At 59.7% G+C, this 17452-nt stretch carries 15 protein-coding genes; 8 read left to right on the forward strand and 7 right to left on the reverse strand.

Features of this window, described 5'->3' with window-relative positions:
* The first annotated feature begins 9 nt into the window (after nucleotides 1-9).
* The 3 genes from astA to astB are packed head-to-tail and all read left to right on the forward strand — an operon-like array spanning nucleotide 10 to nucleotide 4016.
* On the forward strand, nucleotides 10-1143 hold the full coding sequence (gene astA / locus ACZ5Q2_RS07620; protein ID WP_432210287.1) for an arginine N-succinyltransferase: 1134 nt from the start codon (nucleotides 10-12) through the stop codon (nucleotides 1141-1143).
* 43 nt (nucleotides 1144-1186) lie between these two features.
* Nucleotides 1187-2662, forward strand: a complete 1476-nt coding sequence (gene astD, locus ACZ5Q2_RS07625; RefSeq protein WP_061330601.1) for a succinylglutamate-semialdehyde dehydrogenase — start codon at nucleotides 1187-1189, stop codon at nucleotides 2660-2662.
* Nucleotides 2663-2675: 13 nt separating this feature from the next.
* Nucleotides 2676-4016 (forward strand): N-succinylarginine dihydrolase, encoded by a 1341-nt coding sequence (gene astB / locus ACZ5Q2_RS07630; RefSeq protein WP_374786889.1) that lies wholly within the window; start codon nucleotides 2676-2678, stop codon nucleotides 4014-4016.
* A 9-nt stretch (nucleotides 4017-4025) separates the two neighbouring features.
* Here astB and ACZ5Q2_RS07635 read toward each other — a convergent pair whose 3' ends face one another.
* Entirely contained in the window at nucleotides 4026-4661 is a 636-nt protein-coding gene (locus ACZ5Q2_RS07635) for a TetR/AcrR family transcriptional regulator (protein ID WP_374786888.1), read from the reverse strand.
* 164 nt (nucleotides 4662-4825) lie between these two features.
* Here ACZ5Q2_RS07635 and ACZ5Q2_RS07640 point away from each other — a divergent pair, with 164 nt between their 5' ends.
* Together ACZ5Q2_RS07640 and ACZ5Q2_RS07645 are read left to right on the forward strand one after the other, a co-directional pair.
* On the forward strand, nucleotides 4826-5908 hold the full coding sequence (locus tag ACZ5Q2_RS07640) for an efflux RND transporter periplasmic adaptor subunit (RefSeq protein ID WP_432210286.1): 1083 nt from the start codon (nucleotides 4826-4828) through the stop codon (nucleotides 5906-5908).
* The gene (locus tag ACZ5Q2_RS07645; protein ID WP_432210285.1) at nucleotides 5908-8934 is read left to right on the forward strand and encodes an efflux RND transporter permease subunit; all 3027 of its coding nucleotides are present in this window, start codon (nucleotides 5908-5910) and stop codon (nucleotides 8932-8934) included. The genes ACZ5Q2_RS07640 and ACZ5Q2_RS07645 overlap by 1 nt, the downstream gene beginning before the upstream one ends.
* Before the next feature lie 24 nt (nucleotides 8935-8958).
* Here ACZ5Q2_RS07645 and ACZ5Q2_RS07650 read toward each other — a convergent pair whose 3' ends face one another.
* The 6 genes from ACZ5Q2_RS07650 to ACZ5Q2_RS07675 form a co-directional block, all read right to left on the reverse strand.
* Entirely contained in the window at nucleotides 8959-10011 is a 1053-nt protein-coding gene (locus tag ACZ5Q2_RS07650) for a succinylglutamate desuccinylase (RefSeq protein WP_374786885.1), read from the reverse strand.
* A gap of 217 nt (nucleotides 10012-10228) precedes the next feature.
* Nucleotides 10229-10951: an ABC transporter permease gene (locus tag ACZ5Q2_RS07655; protein WP_374786884.1), complete on the reverse strand. Its 723-nt coding sequence runs from the start codon at nucleotides 10949-10951 to the stop codon at nucleotides 10229-10231.
* A gap of 2 nt (nucleotides 10952-10953) precedes the next feature.
* A complete protein-coding gene (locus tag ACZ5Q2_RS07660; RefSeq protein WP_072676328.1) occupies nucleotides 10954-11658 on the reverse strand; it encodes an ABC transporter permease in 705 nt (234 codons plus the stop codon).
* Nucleotides 11659-11709: 51 nt separating this feature from the next.
* A complete protein-coding gene (locus ACZ5Q2_RS07665; protein ID WP_138435733.1) occupies nucleotides 11710-12462 on the reverse strand; it encodes a transporter substrate-binding domain-containing protein in 753 nt (250 codons plus the stop codon).
* 87 nt (nucleotides 12463-12549) lie between these two features.
* Complete coding sequence (locus ACZ5Q2_RS07670) at nucleotides 12550-13320, reverse strand: ABC transporter ATP-binding protein (RefSeq protein ID WP_061330594.1); 771 nt, start codon at nucleotides 13318-13320, stop codon at nucleotides 12550-12552.
* Nucleotides 13321-13474: 154 nt separating this feature from the next.
* Entirely contained in the window at nucleotides 13475-14236 is a 762-nt protein-coding gene (locus ACZ5Q2_RS07675) for an FCD domain-containing protein (protein WP_432210284.1), read from the reverse strand.
* Between the two features lie 226 nt (nucleotides 14237-14462).
* Between ACZ5Q2_RS07675 and ACZ5Q2_RS07680 the strand changes: the two genes are divergently transcribed.
* Genes ACZ5Q2_RS07680 through glcE form a run of 3 tightly spaced genes read left to right on the forward strand, consistent with a single transcriptional unit; the run spans nucleotide 14463 to nucleotide 17451 of the window.
* The gene (locus ACZ5Q2_RS07680) at nucleotides 14463-14888 is read left to right on the forward strand and encodes a GlcG/HbpS family heme-binding protein (protein ID WP_058090460.1); all 426 of its coding nucleotides are present in this window, start codon (nucleotides 14463-14465) and stop codon (nucleotides 14886-14888) included.
* Between the two features lie 15 nt (nucleotides 14889-14903).
* Nucleotides 14904-16391: an FAD-linked oxidase C-terminal domain-containing protein gene (locus ACZ5Q2_RS07685; RefSeq protein ID WP_432210283.1), complete on the forward strand. Its 1488-nt coding sequence runs from the start codon at nucleotides 14904-14906 to the stop codon at nucleotides 16389-16391.
* The gene (gene glcE / locus ACZ5Q2_RS07690; protein ID WP_286251829.1) at nucleotides 16384-17451 is read left to right on the forward strand and encodes a glycolate oxidase subunit GlcE; all 1068 of its coding nucleotides are present in this window, start codon (nucleotides 16384-16386) and stop codon (nucleotides 17449-17451) included. Before ACZ5Q2_RS07685 ends, glcE begins: the two co-directional genes overlap by 8 nt.
* The last annotated feature ends 1 nt before the right edge of the window (nucleotide 17452 follow it).

Consider the following 17452-nt stretch of genomic DNA (forward strand, 5'->3'; position numbering starts at 1 on the left):
GGGCGTAACATGCTTTTGATTCGCCCGTTGCAGGAAAACGATCTTGATGATCTTTATGGCATGGCCCAGAACGCCGGCAAAGGGCTGACCACCCTGCCGGCAGACCGGGAACTGCTGCAACGCAAGATCGAGCGTACCCGGGAATCCTTCAACCAGCGCTGTGCCCCGGAGGCCGGGCTGTACCTGTTTGCCCTGGAAGAGACCCAAAGCCGAAAAACGGTTGGCATCAGCGGCATCGAAGCCTGCGTGGGGCTGGAAGAGGTGTTCTACAATTACCGGCTGAGCGTTACGGTGAATGCCTCGCGGGAGCTGGGCGTGCATGTACGCACCCCCACCTTGCACCTGTCCAACGATATGACGGACACCACCGAAATCTGTTCGCTGTTATTGGATGGCAACTATCAAGGCGGTGGTAATGGTTTACTGTTATCCCGCTGCCGGTTCATGTTCCTTGATGACTTCCGCAAGCACTTCTCGGAAAAGGTCTTTGCCGAAATGCGAGGCGTGTCTGACAAAGAGGGCCGGAGCCCGCTGTGGGATGCCCTTGGCAGCAAGTTCTTCGACATGGAATTCAGCCAGGCGGACATGCTCTCGGGCCTTGGCAATAAGTCCTTTATTGCCGAGCTGATGCCCAAGTACCCGATCTACCTGCCGATGCTGCCGGAAGAGGCCCGGTCGGTCATCGGCATGGTGCATGATAATACCCGGCCGGCATTGAAAATGTTGCAGGCAGAGGGCTTCAACTTTAACGGCATGGTTGACATCTTTGATGGCGGGCCGGCGGTGGAGGCGTTCGTGAACAACATCCGAACGGTTCGGGAATCCATCAATCGCCACGCCATGGTCGTCAATAAGTCGATCAATCTGAATGTGCCGCCGGAACAGCGAGTGATGATTTCAAACCGAGCGTTTCGGGACTTCAGGGTAACCACCTTGCCCATGGCATGTATCGGGCCGGATACCGTGAGTATTCCCCGCGATGTAGCGAAAGCACTGCTGATCGAGTCCGGCGATCCGGTTCGCCTTGCGCCCTTGAAGGAAAGCGCTTTGTCACCCATTCATACACTCAAGGGGCAGGAAAGCGAGGACGAAAAAGTTCTCGACCGGGTGCGCCATTATCGTAACCGGCATGGTCAGGATTAGCGCTGAAGCCGCTGACAAATTCCCTAATTGGAGGTGAGGAACAATGGCAAACCTGTCAGGCAATCTTTTTATAGACGGGCTGTGGATTCAGGGCCACGGGCAGCCATTTGAATCGTTACAGCCGGTCACGGGTGAGACTGTCTGGGACGGCAACGGCGCTAACCTCGAAGATGTGGACGCCGCCGTTCGCGAGGCTCGGGCTGCATTTGCACCCTGGCGGCGGAAGAGTTTTGCCGAGCGCCAGGCGGTGGTGGAGGCGTTTGCCCAGCAGCTGGAGGCCAACAAAGAGGCCCTGGCCCACCAGATTGGCCTGGAGACCGGCAAGCCGCTGTGGGAATCCCGCACCGAGGTGGCGGCCATGATCGGCAAGGTGCCCATTTCCATCAGGGCGTACAACGAACGTACCGGGCACTCAGAGTCGGATGTGGCCGGAGGACATGCGGTGCTGCGGCATCGGCCCCATGGCGTGGTGGCGGTGTTCGGCCCTTACAACTTTCCTGGCCATTTGCCGAACGGCCATATTGTGCCGGCCCTGCTGGCGGGCAACACCGTGGTGTTCAAACCCAGTGAGCTGACACCGGGCGTTGCCGAAATGACCGTGCGTTTCTGGGAAAAGGCGGGCCTGCCGGATGGTGTGATCAACCTGGTCCAGGGCGGCGCTGATACCGGCATATGCCTGGCCCGCCACCCGATGATCGACGGTCTGTTCTTCACCGGCAGTTCCAATGTTGGTCATCTGTTGCACGAACAGTTTGGCGGCCAGCCGGAGAAAATCCTGGCGCTGGAAATGGGCGGGAACAATCCGTTGATCGTTCAGAACGTGGCGGATGTAGACGGTGCAGTACATCACACCATCCAGTCTGCGTTTTTGTCGGCCGGCCAGCGCTGCACCTGTGCACGCCGGCTGCTGGTTCCCAAAGGCAAGAAAGGGGATGAGTTCCTGGCCCGGCTTGTAGACGTTGCCTCCCGTATTCAGGTGGGCGATTTTGATGCGGAGCCCCAGCCGTTCATGGGCTCGGTCATCTCTGCACAGGCGGCTGAGATGCTGCTGCAGGCCCAGGCCGATATGCTGGAGAAAGGCGCCCGTTCCCTGTTGGAGATGAAACAGCTCAAGCCGGGCACAGGCTTGTTGTCACCGGGCATTGTCGATGCCACGGAGGTGGAGCTGAAAGATCAGGAATTCTTTGGCCCGCTATTGACCGTTTACCGCTACAAGAGTTTTGACGATGCCCTGGAACTGGCCAACAACACCCGTTTCGGGCTGTCGGCGGGCATTTTGAGTGACGACCGCAAGCTGTATAACCGGCTGGTGGAAGAAGTGCGCGCCGGCATTGTGAACTGGAACAGGCCTCTTACCGGTGCCAGCAGTGCGGCACCGTTTGGTGGTGTGGGAGCCAGCGGCAACCATCGCGCCAGTGCCTATTACGCGGCGGACTACTGCGCCTGGCCCATGGCCTCGCTGGAGGCTGGCAAGAGTGAAATGCCAGATACCCTGGCGCCCGGCCTGACATTTGACTGACAGGAAGCCTGCTATGGTGAAACACGCGGTTGAAGCGAATTTTGACGGGCTGGTGGGCCCCACCCATAACTACGCAGGGTTGTCCTGGGGGAATGTGGCGTCGAAATCCAACGTGAACTCGGTGGCCAATCCCAGAGAGGCCGCCTTGCAAGGGTTGGCCAAGATGAAGCAGTTGGCTGACCGGGGCTACGTTCAGGGCGTCTTGCCGCCCCATGAGCGGCCACACCTGCCAACACTGCGCGCCCTCGGGTTTACCGGTAATGACCGGCAGGTGCTGGAGCAGGCCGCGAGTACAGACCCCTCCATTCTGGCCGCGGTGTCGTCCGCATCTGCCATGTGGACCGCCAATGCGGCGACGGTGTCCCCCAGTGCCGATACCAAAGACCATCGGGTACATTTCACTCCGGCGAATCTCTCCGCCAAGTTTCACCGGTCCATCGAGCACCGGGTGACCGGCCGCGCCCTGAAAGCCATTTTTACGGACGAAAGCTACTTTGCCCACCATCCGGCCTTGCCCTCGGTTAGCCACTTCGGGGATGAGGGCGCGGCCAACCATACCCGGTTGTGCAGCCGTTATGGTGAACCCGGTGTGGAACTGTTTGTGTATGGCCAGATAGCCTTCAACGAGCAGGCCCCGGCGCCGGTCAAATACCCGGCCCGGCAAACCCTGGAAGCCTCCAGGGCCATCGCCCGGCTGCATGGGCTGAGCGACCGCCACGCGGTGTTTGCACAGCAGAACCCTGCCGCCATTGATGCCGGCGTGTTCCACAACGATGTGATTGCGGTGGGCAACGGCAACTGCCTGTTCTACCACGAACTGGCGTTTCTGGAGGAAGACCGGGTGCTGGCGGAACTGAGCGAACGGCTGACTGGGGCTGCGCTTGAGGCCGTTCGGGTGTCTGCCAATGAGGTGCCCATCGAAGACGCGGTAGCCTCGTACCTGTTCAACAGCCAAATACTGAATACCCCGGACGGCATGTTGCTGGCGGTGCCCGGTGAGTGCCGGGAAGTGCCATCCGTAAGCCGTTACCTGGATCAGCTGGTCAAAGGCGATAGCCCCATCACTAGCGTCGAAGTGTTCGATGTGAAGCAGTCCATGAGAAACGGAGGTGGGCCCGCCTGCCTGCGTTTGCGGGTGGTGTTGAACGATGAGGAGCTACACGCCATCAACCGGGGCGTGATTCTGACCGATGCACTCTACGACCGCCTGGTAACCTGGGTGAACGCCCATTACCGGAGTGAGCTCGACCAACAGGACCTGGCAGACCCGATGCTGCTGGAGGAAGTCCGCAAGGCCCTGGACGAACTCACCGGTATTCTGGGGCTGGGTTCTATTTACGATTTCCAGTTGTAGCGAGCGGCGCTACTGGCTGGCGATGGAGCGGGTCAGCATATCCATGGTGTGGCGAATCAGGGCATCGGCGGGAAAGCTGCCGGCCTGAGTGGCTTCTGATTGGCACAGCATGATGACGCCGTGCAGGGCGCCCCGCAGGTACAGCGCCGTTTGGCCGGGGGAGCTGATGCGCTCCCGGCTCATGGTGCCGTCTTCCAGGCCAGTGTGAATAGCGGCGGTCATTAACTGCATCAGCTCGTTCTTGGAGCAGAGCATTTCCCGGGTCTGTTCTTCGTCGGCGTCGGCGATGGCGGTAGACGCCGTGGTGAGCGCAGAGAAATAATCCGGTTCCTCCAGGTAAAAGCGATAGTAGGCTTCCCCCATGGCGCGGATCTGCGCCAGACCTGTCTCGGCTGAACCAAGCGCGTTCTCGAAACGCGTCACCAGGCTTTGCCCTGCCCGCAGCATGATCCCGCGCTGAATGGCCGCCTTGTCCTTGAAATAGACGTACAGCAGTGCCCGGCTCAGGCTTGCCGTGCGCGCGATGTCGTCCATGGAGGTGCGTTCATAACCCTTCTCGGAGAACACCAGCTCAGCGGCATTCAGAATGGCGTCGTACCTTGCCTGTTTTTCCCGTTCCCGTCGTGACTTCAGGGGTTCGTTCATGGTGTTCCCGGCTTCCTGTGCGATGGCTGCATGATACCTGAAAGTGAATGGAAACCGATTATTGACAATTTGTCAAAGAATGACATGATGTCGGAAAACAACCGGCGGTTTCCGAAGGAATGGGAACCAACAATCAATCTTTTCAGGGAAAGGGGCTGAACATCATGTCTCTCATTAAGCGCGGTGCGCCATTGTCCTTTGCCAGCCTGGCGCTGGTGGTTCTGGTTCTTTCGGGTTGCCGAGGTGGCACGGCCGATGCCTCGCCGGAGGCCGCGGTGTCTGTGCGGGTGGCGGAGGTCACCGGCGGGCAGGTGGAAGAAATCCCCCTCCGGTTCTCTGGTATTGTCCGGGCTGCCCAGCGCGCCACCCTCACGTTTCAGCTCAGCGGTACCCTCAGGGAACGCCCGGTAGAGCTGGGGCAGAATGTGAAGCCGGGGGATGTCCTGGCGCGCCTCTACAATCCCGCCCTGGAACCGGCTCGTGATTCCGCCGCTGCAAGGTTGGATGAGCTGAAAACCCAGTTTGATCAGGCCCAGAGGGAATGGGAGCGTTCCAGCCGGCTGCACCAGCGTGGCGTGGTGTCGGAACAGAACCTGGAACAGATCGCCGCCCGTCGGGATTCCCTGAGAGCCAGTATGGCCACGGCAGAAGCATCCCTGGCGGAAGCCACCCGCTTGCTGGAAGAAAGCGTATTGAAAGCGCCGTTTGCCGGTCAGGTGGAAGCCCTGCTGGTAGAGCGTGATGAATTTGTGTCTGCTGGCCAGCCGGTGATTCGATTGTCGTCGCCGCTGGGGCGGGAAGTAGAAGTGCGTGTGCCCGCCCATCTGCTCAGCCATGTCAGGGTAGGGCAGGAGTTGCCGGTCTGGTCTGTGCAGGATCGCAACCGGGACGCAGAAACCGGTACCGTGATCGAGATTGCCCAGGGCAGTTCCATTCGGGGTGAGCTGCACCCGGTATTGGTGAGCCTGCCTCCCCAGTCCCTGGGTTCCGGCGAACCGGTCGAGGTGGGTATCACACCGGTGCGGGCCTCTGCCATAACGGTGCCTTTGCTGGCGGTGGTGCGAAATGACTCGGGCACCAGCGTGTTCCGGGTGGATGACGCCATTGCGCGGCAGGTGCCGGTTAAAATCGACCGAGTGATTGGTGAGCGGGTGATGGTGCACCCGGGCGAATTGCAGGCGGGTGACCAGGTAGTTTACGCCGGCACCACCCGGCTGGTAGACGGTGACCGGGTGGAGATCCGCTGATGGCCCGCCAACTGCTGAACTATCAACGCCTGCTGGGCATGGTGGTGACCATGCTGTGCCTGCTGGGCATCGCGGCCTACAGCACCATGCCCCGGCAGGAAGACCCCTCGTTTCCCTATCGTGCCGGCATGATTACGGTCAGCTACCCCGGTGCCAGTGCCGAGGCGGTTGAGCGCCTGGTATTGCGGCCATTGACCGATGAACTGCGCCAGGTGGAAGAGCTGGATTTCAGCTTCGGTACCGCTCGCACCGGCGTGGCGCTTTCCCGCCTCAAACTCCGGGACCATATTTACGATACCGACCCCGCCTGGGATCGGGTACGCCAGGCCATGGAGCGGGCCCGGCAGGACTTTCCGGACGATGTTGGCCAGATGACCCTGGATGATCGGCTGATTGATATTCCCGCCGTGGTGATTGCCGTGGGTGGCTCGCCCTCGGTAACCGAACTTTCGAAAGTGGCCGAACGCCTGAAACAGAACCTGTCGGATATTCCCGGCATTTCCCGCATTGAGCTTGAGGGGGATGCCGACGAACAGATCACCCTGGCCCTGGACGACGCCGCACTGTTCCGCCTGGGCATTTCTCCGAAACGGGTGCTGGATACCCTGGCGCAGCGTAACCAGACCATACCCGGCGGCTTTGTGGTGGTGGACGGCAAGCGGCTGTCTGTGCTGCCGAATACCGAGTTTGCGGACATTGATGATATTCGCGCTACCCCTATCGAACTGCCGGACGGCTCCCAGGTGCCTCTGGCCGCCGCTGCCGAGGTGTGGCGGGGCCCGGCGGAACCCCGGCAACCGGAAACCTGGTTTGATGGTGAGCGAGTGGTGCTGCTGTCCATCATCATGGAAGAGGGCAGTACCGACGCGATTCGCTTTGGCGAGCGCATCCGCGAGCGGGTGGAGCAGGTGCGGAGTGATTTCGAACCCTATGAAATCCGGGAGATGTTCTTCCAGCCAGACAAGGTCGCCGAACGCCTGGTGAACCTGGCCTGGAGCCTGGTGTTGTCGGTGCTCATCATCGTTGCTGTGGTCTTCACTGGTATGGGCATCCGCATGGGCCTTTTGGTGGCCTCGATACTGCCGATGGTGGCGCTGATCAGCGTGGGCCTGTATGACCTGGGCGGTGGAGTGCTGCACCAGATTGCGGTGATCGGGATGGTGATTTCCCTGGGCATCCTGATCGACAACGCGATTGTTATTGTCGAAAACATTCAGGGGCACCTGGACGAAGGCATGCGGCGCCTTGATGCCCTGAAACAAGCGGTGAGCGAATTGGCGGGCCCGCTGGGTGCGTCCACGGGTACCACACTGGCGGCTTTTGCACCGCTGCTGATGGCCAAGGGTGGCGCGGCAGACTTCACACGGGGTGTGCCGGTGATGATCATGCTTACCCTGTCGGTCAGCTACCTTCTGGCCATTTCGGCGGTGCCACTGCTGGCGGCCCGTTTCCTCAAACCCCGAAGAAACGTGCAGGGCGATCGCCTGATCGGGTTGGCGCGCTTTCTGGGCGGGCTGGTGTTCCGGTATCCCGGTCGCCTGATTATCCTCGGCGCAGGGCTGGTGACCATCAGTCTTTCCATGACCCCGTTCATGGCGCAACAGTTCTTCCCCAATGCGGACCGGCCCCGGGTGATCGTGGAGCTGTACATGCCGGAGGGCACCGACCAGGCCCGCACGGCGGAAGTCGCCGAACGCCTGGAGCGGGCTATTCGCACCCAGCCAGAAACCTTGGAAGTTCATCGCTTTGTCGGCTTCGCTGGCCCGGCTTTCTACTACAACCTCCAGCGCTCGCCCCAGTCCCCTAATCGGGCCCGCCTGGTGGTGCGCACACCCACCCTTGCCAATACCACCGATCTGATCCATTGGGTCAGGAATGAAGTAGCGGTGTCCATGCCAGAGGTGGATATCTCTGCGGGCATCCTCGGCCAGGGGCCGCCCCGGACCGCACCGGTGGAAGTCCGGGTTTACCATGCCGACGACGCCACCCGCACCCGGGCGACGGAGCAGGTGTTCTCCGCGCTGAGGCGTATTGAAGGTACCGTGGACGTGCGTAACGACCTGGATATCGGTGTGCCCAGCATCGCCATCAACGTGGACGACGCCACTGCCGCCCGTTATGGCCTGAGCCGGGCGGATGTCGCCCAGAGCCTCTACGGCCAGAGTTTCGGTGCGGTGGCCGAACGCTATCGCCAGGAAGACGACCCGATTCCCATGGTCCTGCGTTCCCGCGAGGGTACCTCCCTGTCGCTGTCCCGGCTGTTGTCCGTCAACACCTACAACGACCGGGGCGATGCCGTACCGTTATCCGCTGTCGCCACCGTGGAAACCACCTGGGAGCCGGCTGCCAGATACCTGCGCAATGGTGTTCGGGTGAACACCGTGACGGCTAACCTGGAAGACGGCTACAGCTTTAGCCAGGCGCTGGATGGCTTGAATGCCGCTCTGGAGCAGCAGCCGTTGCCCGCCGGCACCCGGCTGGAAATGGGGGGCGATGCCGAAGGCTCCAACGATGCGAACACAGCGCTTTTGAAAGCCGCGCCGATCGGCATGTTGTTGCTGTTGTTCTTTCTGCTGTTGCAGTTCAACTCGTTCCGCCGGGTGGGTGTTATCCTGCTGACCGTGCCGCTGGCGACGGTGGGAATATTCCCCGGGCTTGTGTTGTCCGGCTCGCCGTTCGGGTTTCAGTCGCTGCTGGGGGTGATTGCGCTGGTTGGTATTGTGGTGAACAACGCCATCGTGCTGCTGGATGTGATGGACCGGGAACTGGAGCGGGGCCGGGCCATCCGCGATGCGGTTCGTACCGCCGTGGAACGACGAACCCGGCCTATCCTGCTGACCACGGCCACCACGGTTGCCGGCTTGCTGCCCCTGGCGTTCTCCAGTTCCACCCTGTGGCCGCCCATGGCCTGGGCCATCATTTCCGGCCTGCTGGCCTCAACGGTACTGACCCTGCTGGTGATCCCCTCGGTGTGCACCAAGCTGATCAAACTGCCAGTGGCCGAACCGGAAAACGCCCCGGCCTGAGCCTGACCGGGGCCGGGTGGCGAACTACCCGGCCCCGAAACTGCCCTTGGCCCGGATCATCAAACCCACCCGCTGGCCAACCGGCACTGCCCGGTTCGGAAACACAATGGCCTCCGGCGCCGTACCCACCTGATAACGGGTTTCGTCGTCTTCCCAGATCACCGTGCCCGGCTGGTATTCGGTAAAATTCGCCACATCATCCGGCACATGAAACCGGAAAGCTGGCCCGGTATTCAGGATCTCGTGCACCACCTCGAACACTGTCAGATGATCAAATGGCGGCTGAACCGCAGGCGCCGGCTGGCCACTAAACCGCCGCCGAAGCGCCCGCTCAATTCCCCTGAACCGCCGCAAATCATTCTTGCCAAACGGCTCCACCTTGCCCAGTTCAACGGTAAAACTCTCCGCGTTCAGCAGGCTGGCAGTGAACGACGAAAACACCGTCGACTCCCGGTGCTGTAACAAAAGCGTTTCCACCTCCGCCTCCATCAAAAACTCACATTGCGCCCTTGGTACCGACCGACCCTCAACAAACGGATACAGCGCAAACCGCTCCCGCTTCGACGGTCGGATCGCCGTGTGCAAATCGTAGTGACTCAACGCCAGCCCCTGATGCGCCATCGCAAACTGCCGACACATCTCCTCCAGAAACCGAGCCCGAGCCGCCTCCGGCAGGCCTTTGTACTCCGGCCTGCCGTGGGCCCCGTTGAACAGCCGGTTCATGTTCACATCCACAAACCGCTCCCCGGCCACCATCGCCACCGGATTCCCCAACATCAACAACGCCGGACAAGCCAACTGCCACTGCCCAGCCATCAACTCCGACACCAAACCGTTCAACACCTCAATCGGCGCCGTCTCATTACCGTGCACCCCGGCCGAGACAATCAACGCCTCCTGGTTGGGGTTCTCCCGCCCCGCTGGCGGTGTGAGCCACAACACACCATTGGCCTTACGGGAAACCTGCGTGCCGTCAGGGAGTTGGTGTTTGGTTTCGGGTAGATCATAGGATGCACTGGCAAGGGTATGGGCCAGCCAGTCGGGGTGGAAGTCAAAGAGGTGGTTCGAAACGTTCATAGATTCCCCTTAGAAAAGAGCTTTGCGAAAGCCCTCTCAGAGTTCGGGGACAGATGGCAGGGTCTGCTTTCCGGGAATCTTGAAGGCCAGGGACGGCCTGAAAGAAGCGCACATGGATGTGCTCGTAGCGTTTCCCGGAAAGCAGATCCTGCCAGCTGGCCTGGCACCAATCTTTAGAATAAACGCAGCCAGCTGGCCCTGCACCAAGAGCCAGGGTTCAGGAGTTAGCCGGCCGCTGATGCCGCAACAGATAGTTCTCGAGTTTGCGGAAAGCAAACACCAGCATAAACGTCAGCGCCATATACAACAGCGCCACAAAAATAAACGCCTCAAAAGGAGCATAAAACCGCGAATAAATATTCCGCGCCGCCCCCGTCAAATCCACAATGGTCACCACACTGGCAATCGCACTCGCATGAAGCATAAAAATCACCTCATTCGAGTAAGCCTGCACCGCCCGCCGCGCCGCATTGGGCAGAATAATCCGCCGCATCCGCAACAGCCAGTTCATGCCATAGGCCTTGGCCGCCTCAATCTCGCCATTGGGCGTCGCCACAATCGCTCCTCGGATAATCTCCGTGGTATAGGCCGCCGTATTCAGCGTAAAGGCCAACAGGGCTGGGTAGAAAGGCTCCCGGAAAATCGTCCACCAGAACGTCTCATGAATGCCCGGAATCTGCGCGACGCCGTAATAGATAATGTATAGCTGAATCAGCAGCGGCGTGCCCCGGAACAGGTAGGTGTACAGCCAGATTGGGCCAGACACAAACGGATTGCGAACCGTACGCAGAATCGCCAGGGGAACCGCAACCACCAGGCCAATCACCAGCGACAGAAACACCAGCTGCACGGTGGTCACCATGCCATCCCAGTATTCCATCATGGTCATGGCATTGAAGATATCGTTCGTGTTCAACCATTCGGCAATGAAATCAGGCATCCTCAATTCCCCCGAACCACGCCGACATTGGCCCGCTTGTCGAGCCACTTGATGAACAACTCAGAGCCAGCCGTCAGTGCCAGATAAACCGCCGCCACCGGGATAAAGAAGTGGAACGGCATACGCTCGGCCTTGGCGGCTTCTTCCGCCACCCGCACCATATCGGTCAGGCCGATGATCGACACCAGAGCGGTGGTCTTCAGCAGCACCTGCCAGTTATTGCCGATGCCAGGCAGGGCATGGCGCAGCATCTGCGGAATCATCACCCGGCGGAAGGTGTGCCAGCGGGAAAAGCCGTAGGCCTTGGCGGCCTCGATCTGGCCGGTATCCACCGCCAGAAAAGCGCCCCGGAAGGTTTCCGTCATATAGGCACCAAAGATCAGCCCGATGGTCACCACGCCAGAGATGAACGGATCGAACTGGAAGAAAAAGTCGATTTGCCGGGTTTCCCATAAATAATCGGATAGCGCGTTCACCGCCACCTGGCCGCCGTAGTAGAACAACAGCATCATCACCAGATCGGGCACGCCGCGAATCAGGGTGGTGTAAGCGGTTGCCACGCCGGTCAGTACCCGGTTGCCAGAGAGTTTGGCCGAGGCGCCAAGCAACCCCAGGGTGAGGGCGAGAGCGAGCGAGAGGAAGGCCAGCTCAATGGTGACCACCGCCCCCTCTGCGAGGGCCGGGCCGTAGCCTTTCAGATCAAGCATGGGAAGTTCCGGAAAGCGGGGAGCAGCCAGCAGGCTGCTCCCGGGGTCTTGTTAAATCTTGATGTCGTAGCTGAAGTACTTCTCCATGATGGCATCATAAGTACCATCTTCTTTCAGCTTCTTGAGCGCGGCGTTGATGTCTTCGGCCAGTTGGGTATCGCGCTTGCGCATGGCAACGCCCACACCGTCACCGAGTTTTACTGACTCGCCGACTTCCTTGTAACCTTCGCGGTTAAGGATGGTCTGCTCACCCACCGGGTAATCAACAAAGACCGCGTCCAGACGATTGCCTTCCAGGTCCAGAACCATGTCTTCAGCGGTGGTGTAACGCTTGATGGAAACCACGCCGCCCATGTTCTCGGTTACGTAGGTGTCCATGGTGGTGCCACGCTGCACACCGATGTTTTTGCCCTTCATGGCGTCCATGTCGGTTACGTCGGTGTTGAAGGAGTCAGGGCCGAACCAGCCGCCCGGAGTGATGTAGTACGGCTCGGAGAACAGCACACGCTCGGCGCGTTCAGGGGTGATTGACATGGATGACATGATCAGGTCGAACTTGCGAGCCAGCAGGCCCGGGATCATGCCGTCCCACGCCTGGATGACGAACTCACAGTTGGCGTTCAGTTCTTCACACATGGCGGTAGCCAGTTCCACTTCGAAACCGGTCAGCTCGCCGTTCTCGTCGCGGTATTCGAACGGCTCGTAGGGGATATCGAATGCGATGCGCAGGTTCCGGTCCTGAGCCTGGGCAGTGCCGGCGATCATGGCCAGGGCACAGCTTGCTGCAACAATCAGTTTTTTCATGTGTCACTTCTCCAGTAAGTTGCCGTTATGGCTTTATTCTTTATGGAAGTTTCTATTCCGTTTCCGGTTTCAAGATAGCACCGGAGTTCAGAACTTGGGAGCAAGAAATTGCTTCATGCGTTCGGATTCCGGGTGGTCAAAGACCTTGTCCGGTGAACCCTGCTCCTCAATCACGCCCTGATGCAAGAACAGGACCTGAGTGGACACATCCCTTGCAAACGCCATCTCGTGGGTGACCACAATCATGGTACGGCCTTCCTCGGCCAGACTCTGCATAACCTTCAAAACCTCACCCACCAACTCCGGATCGAGAGCAGACGTGGGCTCATCAAACAGCATGACCTCCGGCTCCATAGCCAGGGCGCGGGCGATGGCTGCACGCTGCTGCTGGCCGCCAGACATCTGGGCCGGGTAGTAATCCTTGCGTTCGTAGATGCCCACCTTATTAAGGTAGGCCTCAGCCCGCTCAATGGCCTCTTTTTTCGGGATTTTGAGGACGTTGATCGGCGCTTCAATGATGTTTTCCAGCACCGTCATGTGGGACCACAGGTTGAAGCTTTGGAAAACCATGGACAGCCGCGCCCGGATCAGCTCCACCTGGCGATTGTCTGCCGGAATTCGCTCGCCCTTGCGGTTGTTTTTGAACCGGATTGGGTCACCGTGCACGATAATGTCGCCGGATGTCGGGGTTTCGAGCAGGTTGATGCAACGCAGAAAGGTACTCTTGCCGGAGCCGGAACTGCCGATCAGCGAGACCACGTCGCCTTTGCGGGTTTCCAGAGAAATGCCCTTGAGGACTTCGAGTTTGTCAAAGGTCTTGTGGATGTCCCTGCAAATCAGAGGCGCTGATTCCGCCATGGGGTGACTCCTGGGGCTGTCATACAAAGGCGCATGTTTTACGGACTGTTGCCGTGGAAATCAATACCGCTTTGTTGGATTTTGGTGAAAATCGAAGCACTTGCCTGTAGGTCATTCTGGCCTAATCAATGATCAATGCAAACAATTTTACACCTCACGGTGAGCCTGAATCGTTCAGCAGATCGGCGAGATCTTCCGGGGCGGGGATGCGCAGCAATTCATCGCCTTCTTTCTCCATTTCTTTCATGGTTTGCCGCACAAAACGAACGTGGGCGGTGGCCACTTTGCGTGCCTGGTCAGGTTTACCGGCCATGATGGCCTCGTAGAGCTGCCGGTGCTGGCCCATGATTTTCCGGCGCATGTCTTCTTTCGGGTTCAGGTTAGAAACCGAGGCCTGAACGGTCAGCAGCATCATGTTTTTCAAGCCGCTCAGGATGTGCACCAGGATCGGGTTGTGGGAGGCCTCCACAATAGCATGGTGAAAGCCGTGGTCCGGTCGGGCGTTGCTCAGCGGGTCTGTGCTTTCCAGCGCGCGGAACGCCCGGGTAAGCCGGTGCCGGTCCAGATTGGTGGCCCGCTGTGCCGCCAGAAAAGCGGCCTGGCCTTCCAGTTGCTCCCGCACTTCCAGCAGGTCATAGAGGGTGCGGGTATGGCCCTGATAGAGGTACATCAACGGGCTGTTCGCGCCCTGTGCGCCGGACTCCGGCACGATGCTGGCAACAAACGAGCCCTTTCCGTGGCGGGTTTCAATGACGCCCCGGGCCTGCAGCTCATGCAGTGCCTCGCGCACCACCGATCGGGATACCCCAAGTTTGGTTGAGAGCTGCCGTTCCGACGGGATCCTCTGCCCTGGCGCCAGGCCGCCTTCCAGAATCAGGTGCTCAAGCTTGTAGGAAATTTCTTTGGATATGCCCATGATCTTATTGCTGGTCTGACCAGTTTCGGGTTGTACGGATCCGTTTTTGCTGAGGCTGCCTGTACCGCCAAACTTCATGAATGGCGGGAGGTTACGAATTATTCCATGTTTCGGGATTTAACAAACTGGTAGGACCAGTTGCTAAAACGATAGACGATCTCTGCGCTGATGGCGAGTATTCTGAGGTTTGTAGATTCTGAAACTGTACGTCAGCGAGGTTGAAGCCATGTTAACCATCCATCGCCTGGATCTTGAAGATGCCCGGCTCCTGATCAAAGGCGCTAGCGAAAAGGCCCGCGACATCGGTGTTCCCATGTGTATAGCGGTGGTGGACGAATCCGGCAACCTGGTGGCGTTTGAACGCATGGACGGTGGCAAAACCACCAGTGTCATTATCGCCCAGGACAAAGCCTTTACGGCCGCCGCCGCCCGCAAAGCCACCCACGAATACAACGCGGCCAACGTGCCGGGCAATCTGGCCTTCGGTATTCATACCGAAGTGGGTGGCCGTTTAAGCACGGTGGGCGGGGGCTTGCCAGTGCTGGTGAATGGCGAGGTGGTTGGCGGGATTGGTCTGAGTTCAGGCACCCCGCAACAGGACATGGATTGTGCCCAGGCGGGTATCGACTACTTTGAACAACAGCGCCAATAACAATCAGAGAACGTTATGACAACCACATCACATGCCACCAAATCGGGGTTAACTAAAACGGAATTGGCTGAACAGTTCCGGGCCTTTATCGACCCGGAGTTTGTCATTACCGATGACGAAACCCTCAAACCCTATGAGTGCGATGGCCTGGCCATGTACCGGGAAATGCCCATGCTGGTGGTGCTGCCAGAGACCGTTCAGCAGGTGCAGCGGGTCATGCGAATTTGCCACGAACAGGGCGTGCCCGTGGTGGCCCGCGGCGCCGGTACAGGTTTGTGCGCAGGGGCCATGCCCCACAAAGAGGGCGTGGTGCTGTCGCTGGCCAAGTTTAACCGTATTCTGGAAATTGACCCGCTGGCCCGGACGGCCCGGCTGCAACCGGGCGTGCGGAACCTGGCCATCAGCGAAGAGGCCGCCCATTTCGGCCTGTATTATGGGCCGGACCCGTCATCCCAGATTGCCTGCACCATTGGCGGTAATGTGGCGGAGAACTCTGGCGGCGTGCACTGCCTGAAGTACGGGCTGACCGTCCATAACCTGCTGAGTGTCGAAATCGTCACGGCCGAAGGTGACCAGGTAACAGTGGGCAGCGACGGGCTCGATAGCTGTGGTATGGACTTGCTGGCACTGCTGACCGGCTCCGAAGGGCTTCTGGGTGTGGTCACGGAGGTGAAGGTCAAACTGTTACCCAAGCCGGAAGTGGCGCAGGTGATCATGGCCGGTTTCGACAGTGTTGAGAAAGCTGGCGATGCGGTCGGTGGTGTCATCGCCCATGGCATCATTCCCGGTGGTCTGGAAATGATGGATGGCCACGCCATTATTGCCGCTGATGATTTTTGCCAGGCGGGCTACCCGAGAGACGCCAAGGCCTTGCTGCTGTGCGAGGTGGATGGCACCGAAGAAGAAGTGCACGAACACATTGCCGAGGCAGAAGCGGTGTTCCGGAAACTGGGCGCCACGTCTATCCGCACGTCCTCCAGCGAGGCTGAGCGTGCGCTGTTGTGGAAAGGCCGTAAATCGGCATTCCCGGCGGTTGGTCGAATCTCACCTGACTACTATTGCATGGACGGCACCATTCCGCGCCGACACCTGGCCAAGGTGCTTCTGGAAATGGAGAGCATGTCCGAGCGGTTTGGCCTGCGGGTGGCCAATGTGTTCCACGCCGGCGACGGCAACCTGCACCCGTTGATTCTGTTTGATGCCAATGTGCCCGGTGAGTTCGAGAGTGCCGAGGCTTTCGGCAGCGCCATCCTGTCTCTGTGTGTGGAAGTGGGCGGCTGCATAACCGGCGAACATGGCGTGGGTGTGGAGAAAATCCGCCAGATGGCCGTGCAGTTCAACGACGAAGAATTGCAGCAGTTCCACGATGTAAAAGCCGCCTTCGACCCCACCGGCATCCTGAATCCCGGCAAGGGCGTGCCGACGCTGCGGTTCTGTCAGGAATATCGCTCTATCGAACATAAGCAACACAACCACGAACAGGCGGGTGCCAGCCATGGCTGATCAGATTCAACAACTGCAGGAGCAGGTGCTTCAGGCCCGGCAGAACGGAAACAAGCTGAATATTGTTGGCGGTGGCAGCAAGGCGTTCATGGGCCGTGAGCCAAGCGCAGACGCCGACACCCTGAGCCTGGCCGGCCACACGGGCATTGTGGAGTATCACCCGGTTGAGCTGGTGCTGACGGTGCGGGCCGGCACACCCCTTAAAGATATTGAAGAAGCGCTGGCGGCAGAAGGCCAATGTCTGCACTTTGAACCGCCTCGTTTCACTGAGTCATCCACCATTGGCGGCACGCTTGCCTGTAACCTGTCTGGCCCCGCCCGCCCCTGGACAGGATCGGTGAGGGATCAGGTGCTGGGCATTCGGCTGCTGAACGGCAAGGGTGAACACCTCCGTTTTGGTGGCCAGGTGATGAAGAACGTGGCCGGTTATGATGTGTCCCGGTTGCAGGCTGGCGCAATGGGCACCCTGGGCTTAATCACCGAGATCAGCCTGAAAGTGATGCCGAAACCGGCGGCGTCCGTCACCCTGGTTCAGGATATGGCCATGGATGAGGTGATCGACTACATGAACCGCCGGGCCGGCGAGCCTAAGCCCATCACCGGCGCCTGCTGGGTGGATGGCAAGGTGTATCTGCGTTTGTCTGGCGCACGTTCGGCTGTTGAGGCCACCGCCGACAAATGGTCTGGCGATGTATTGGACGACGGTGACCGCTTCTGGCAGCAGATCCGGGATATGCAGCATGGGTTCTTCTCCGATGCCGAGGCACCCCTCTGGCGTTTTTCAGTGGGATCAACTGCGCCCGCCGCTGATCTGCCCGGCCCCTGGCTGATGGACTGGGTGGGTGGCCAGCGCTGGTATCGGGGTGACGCCTCGCTTGCCGACATGGAAAAGCTGGCGCGGTCAGCGGGTGGCCAGGTCAGCCTGTTCCGCGGCGGCGACCGCCAGGGTGAGGTGATGCAATCGCCACCAGAAGCGCTGAAAACCATCCAGCGCCGCGTAAAAAACTCGTTTGACCCCGACGGCCTGTTTAATCCCGGCCGCCTTTATAGTTGGTTGTAAT

The organism is Marinobacter alkaliphilus (assembly GCF_055394375.1).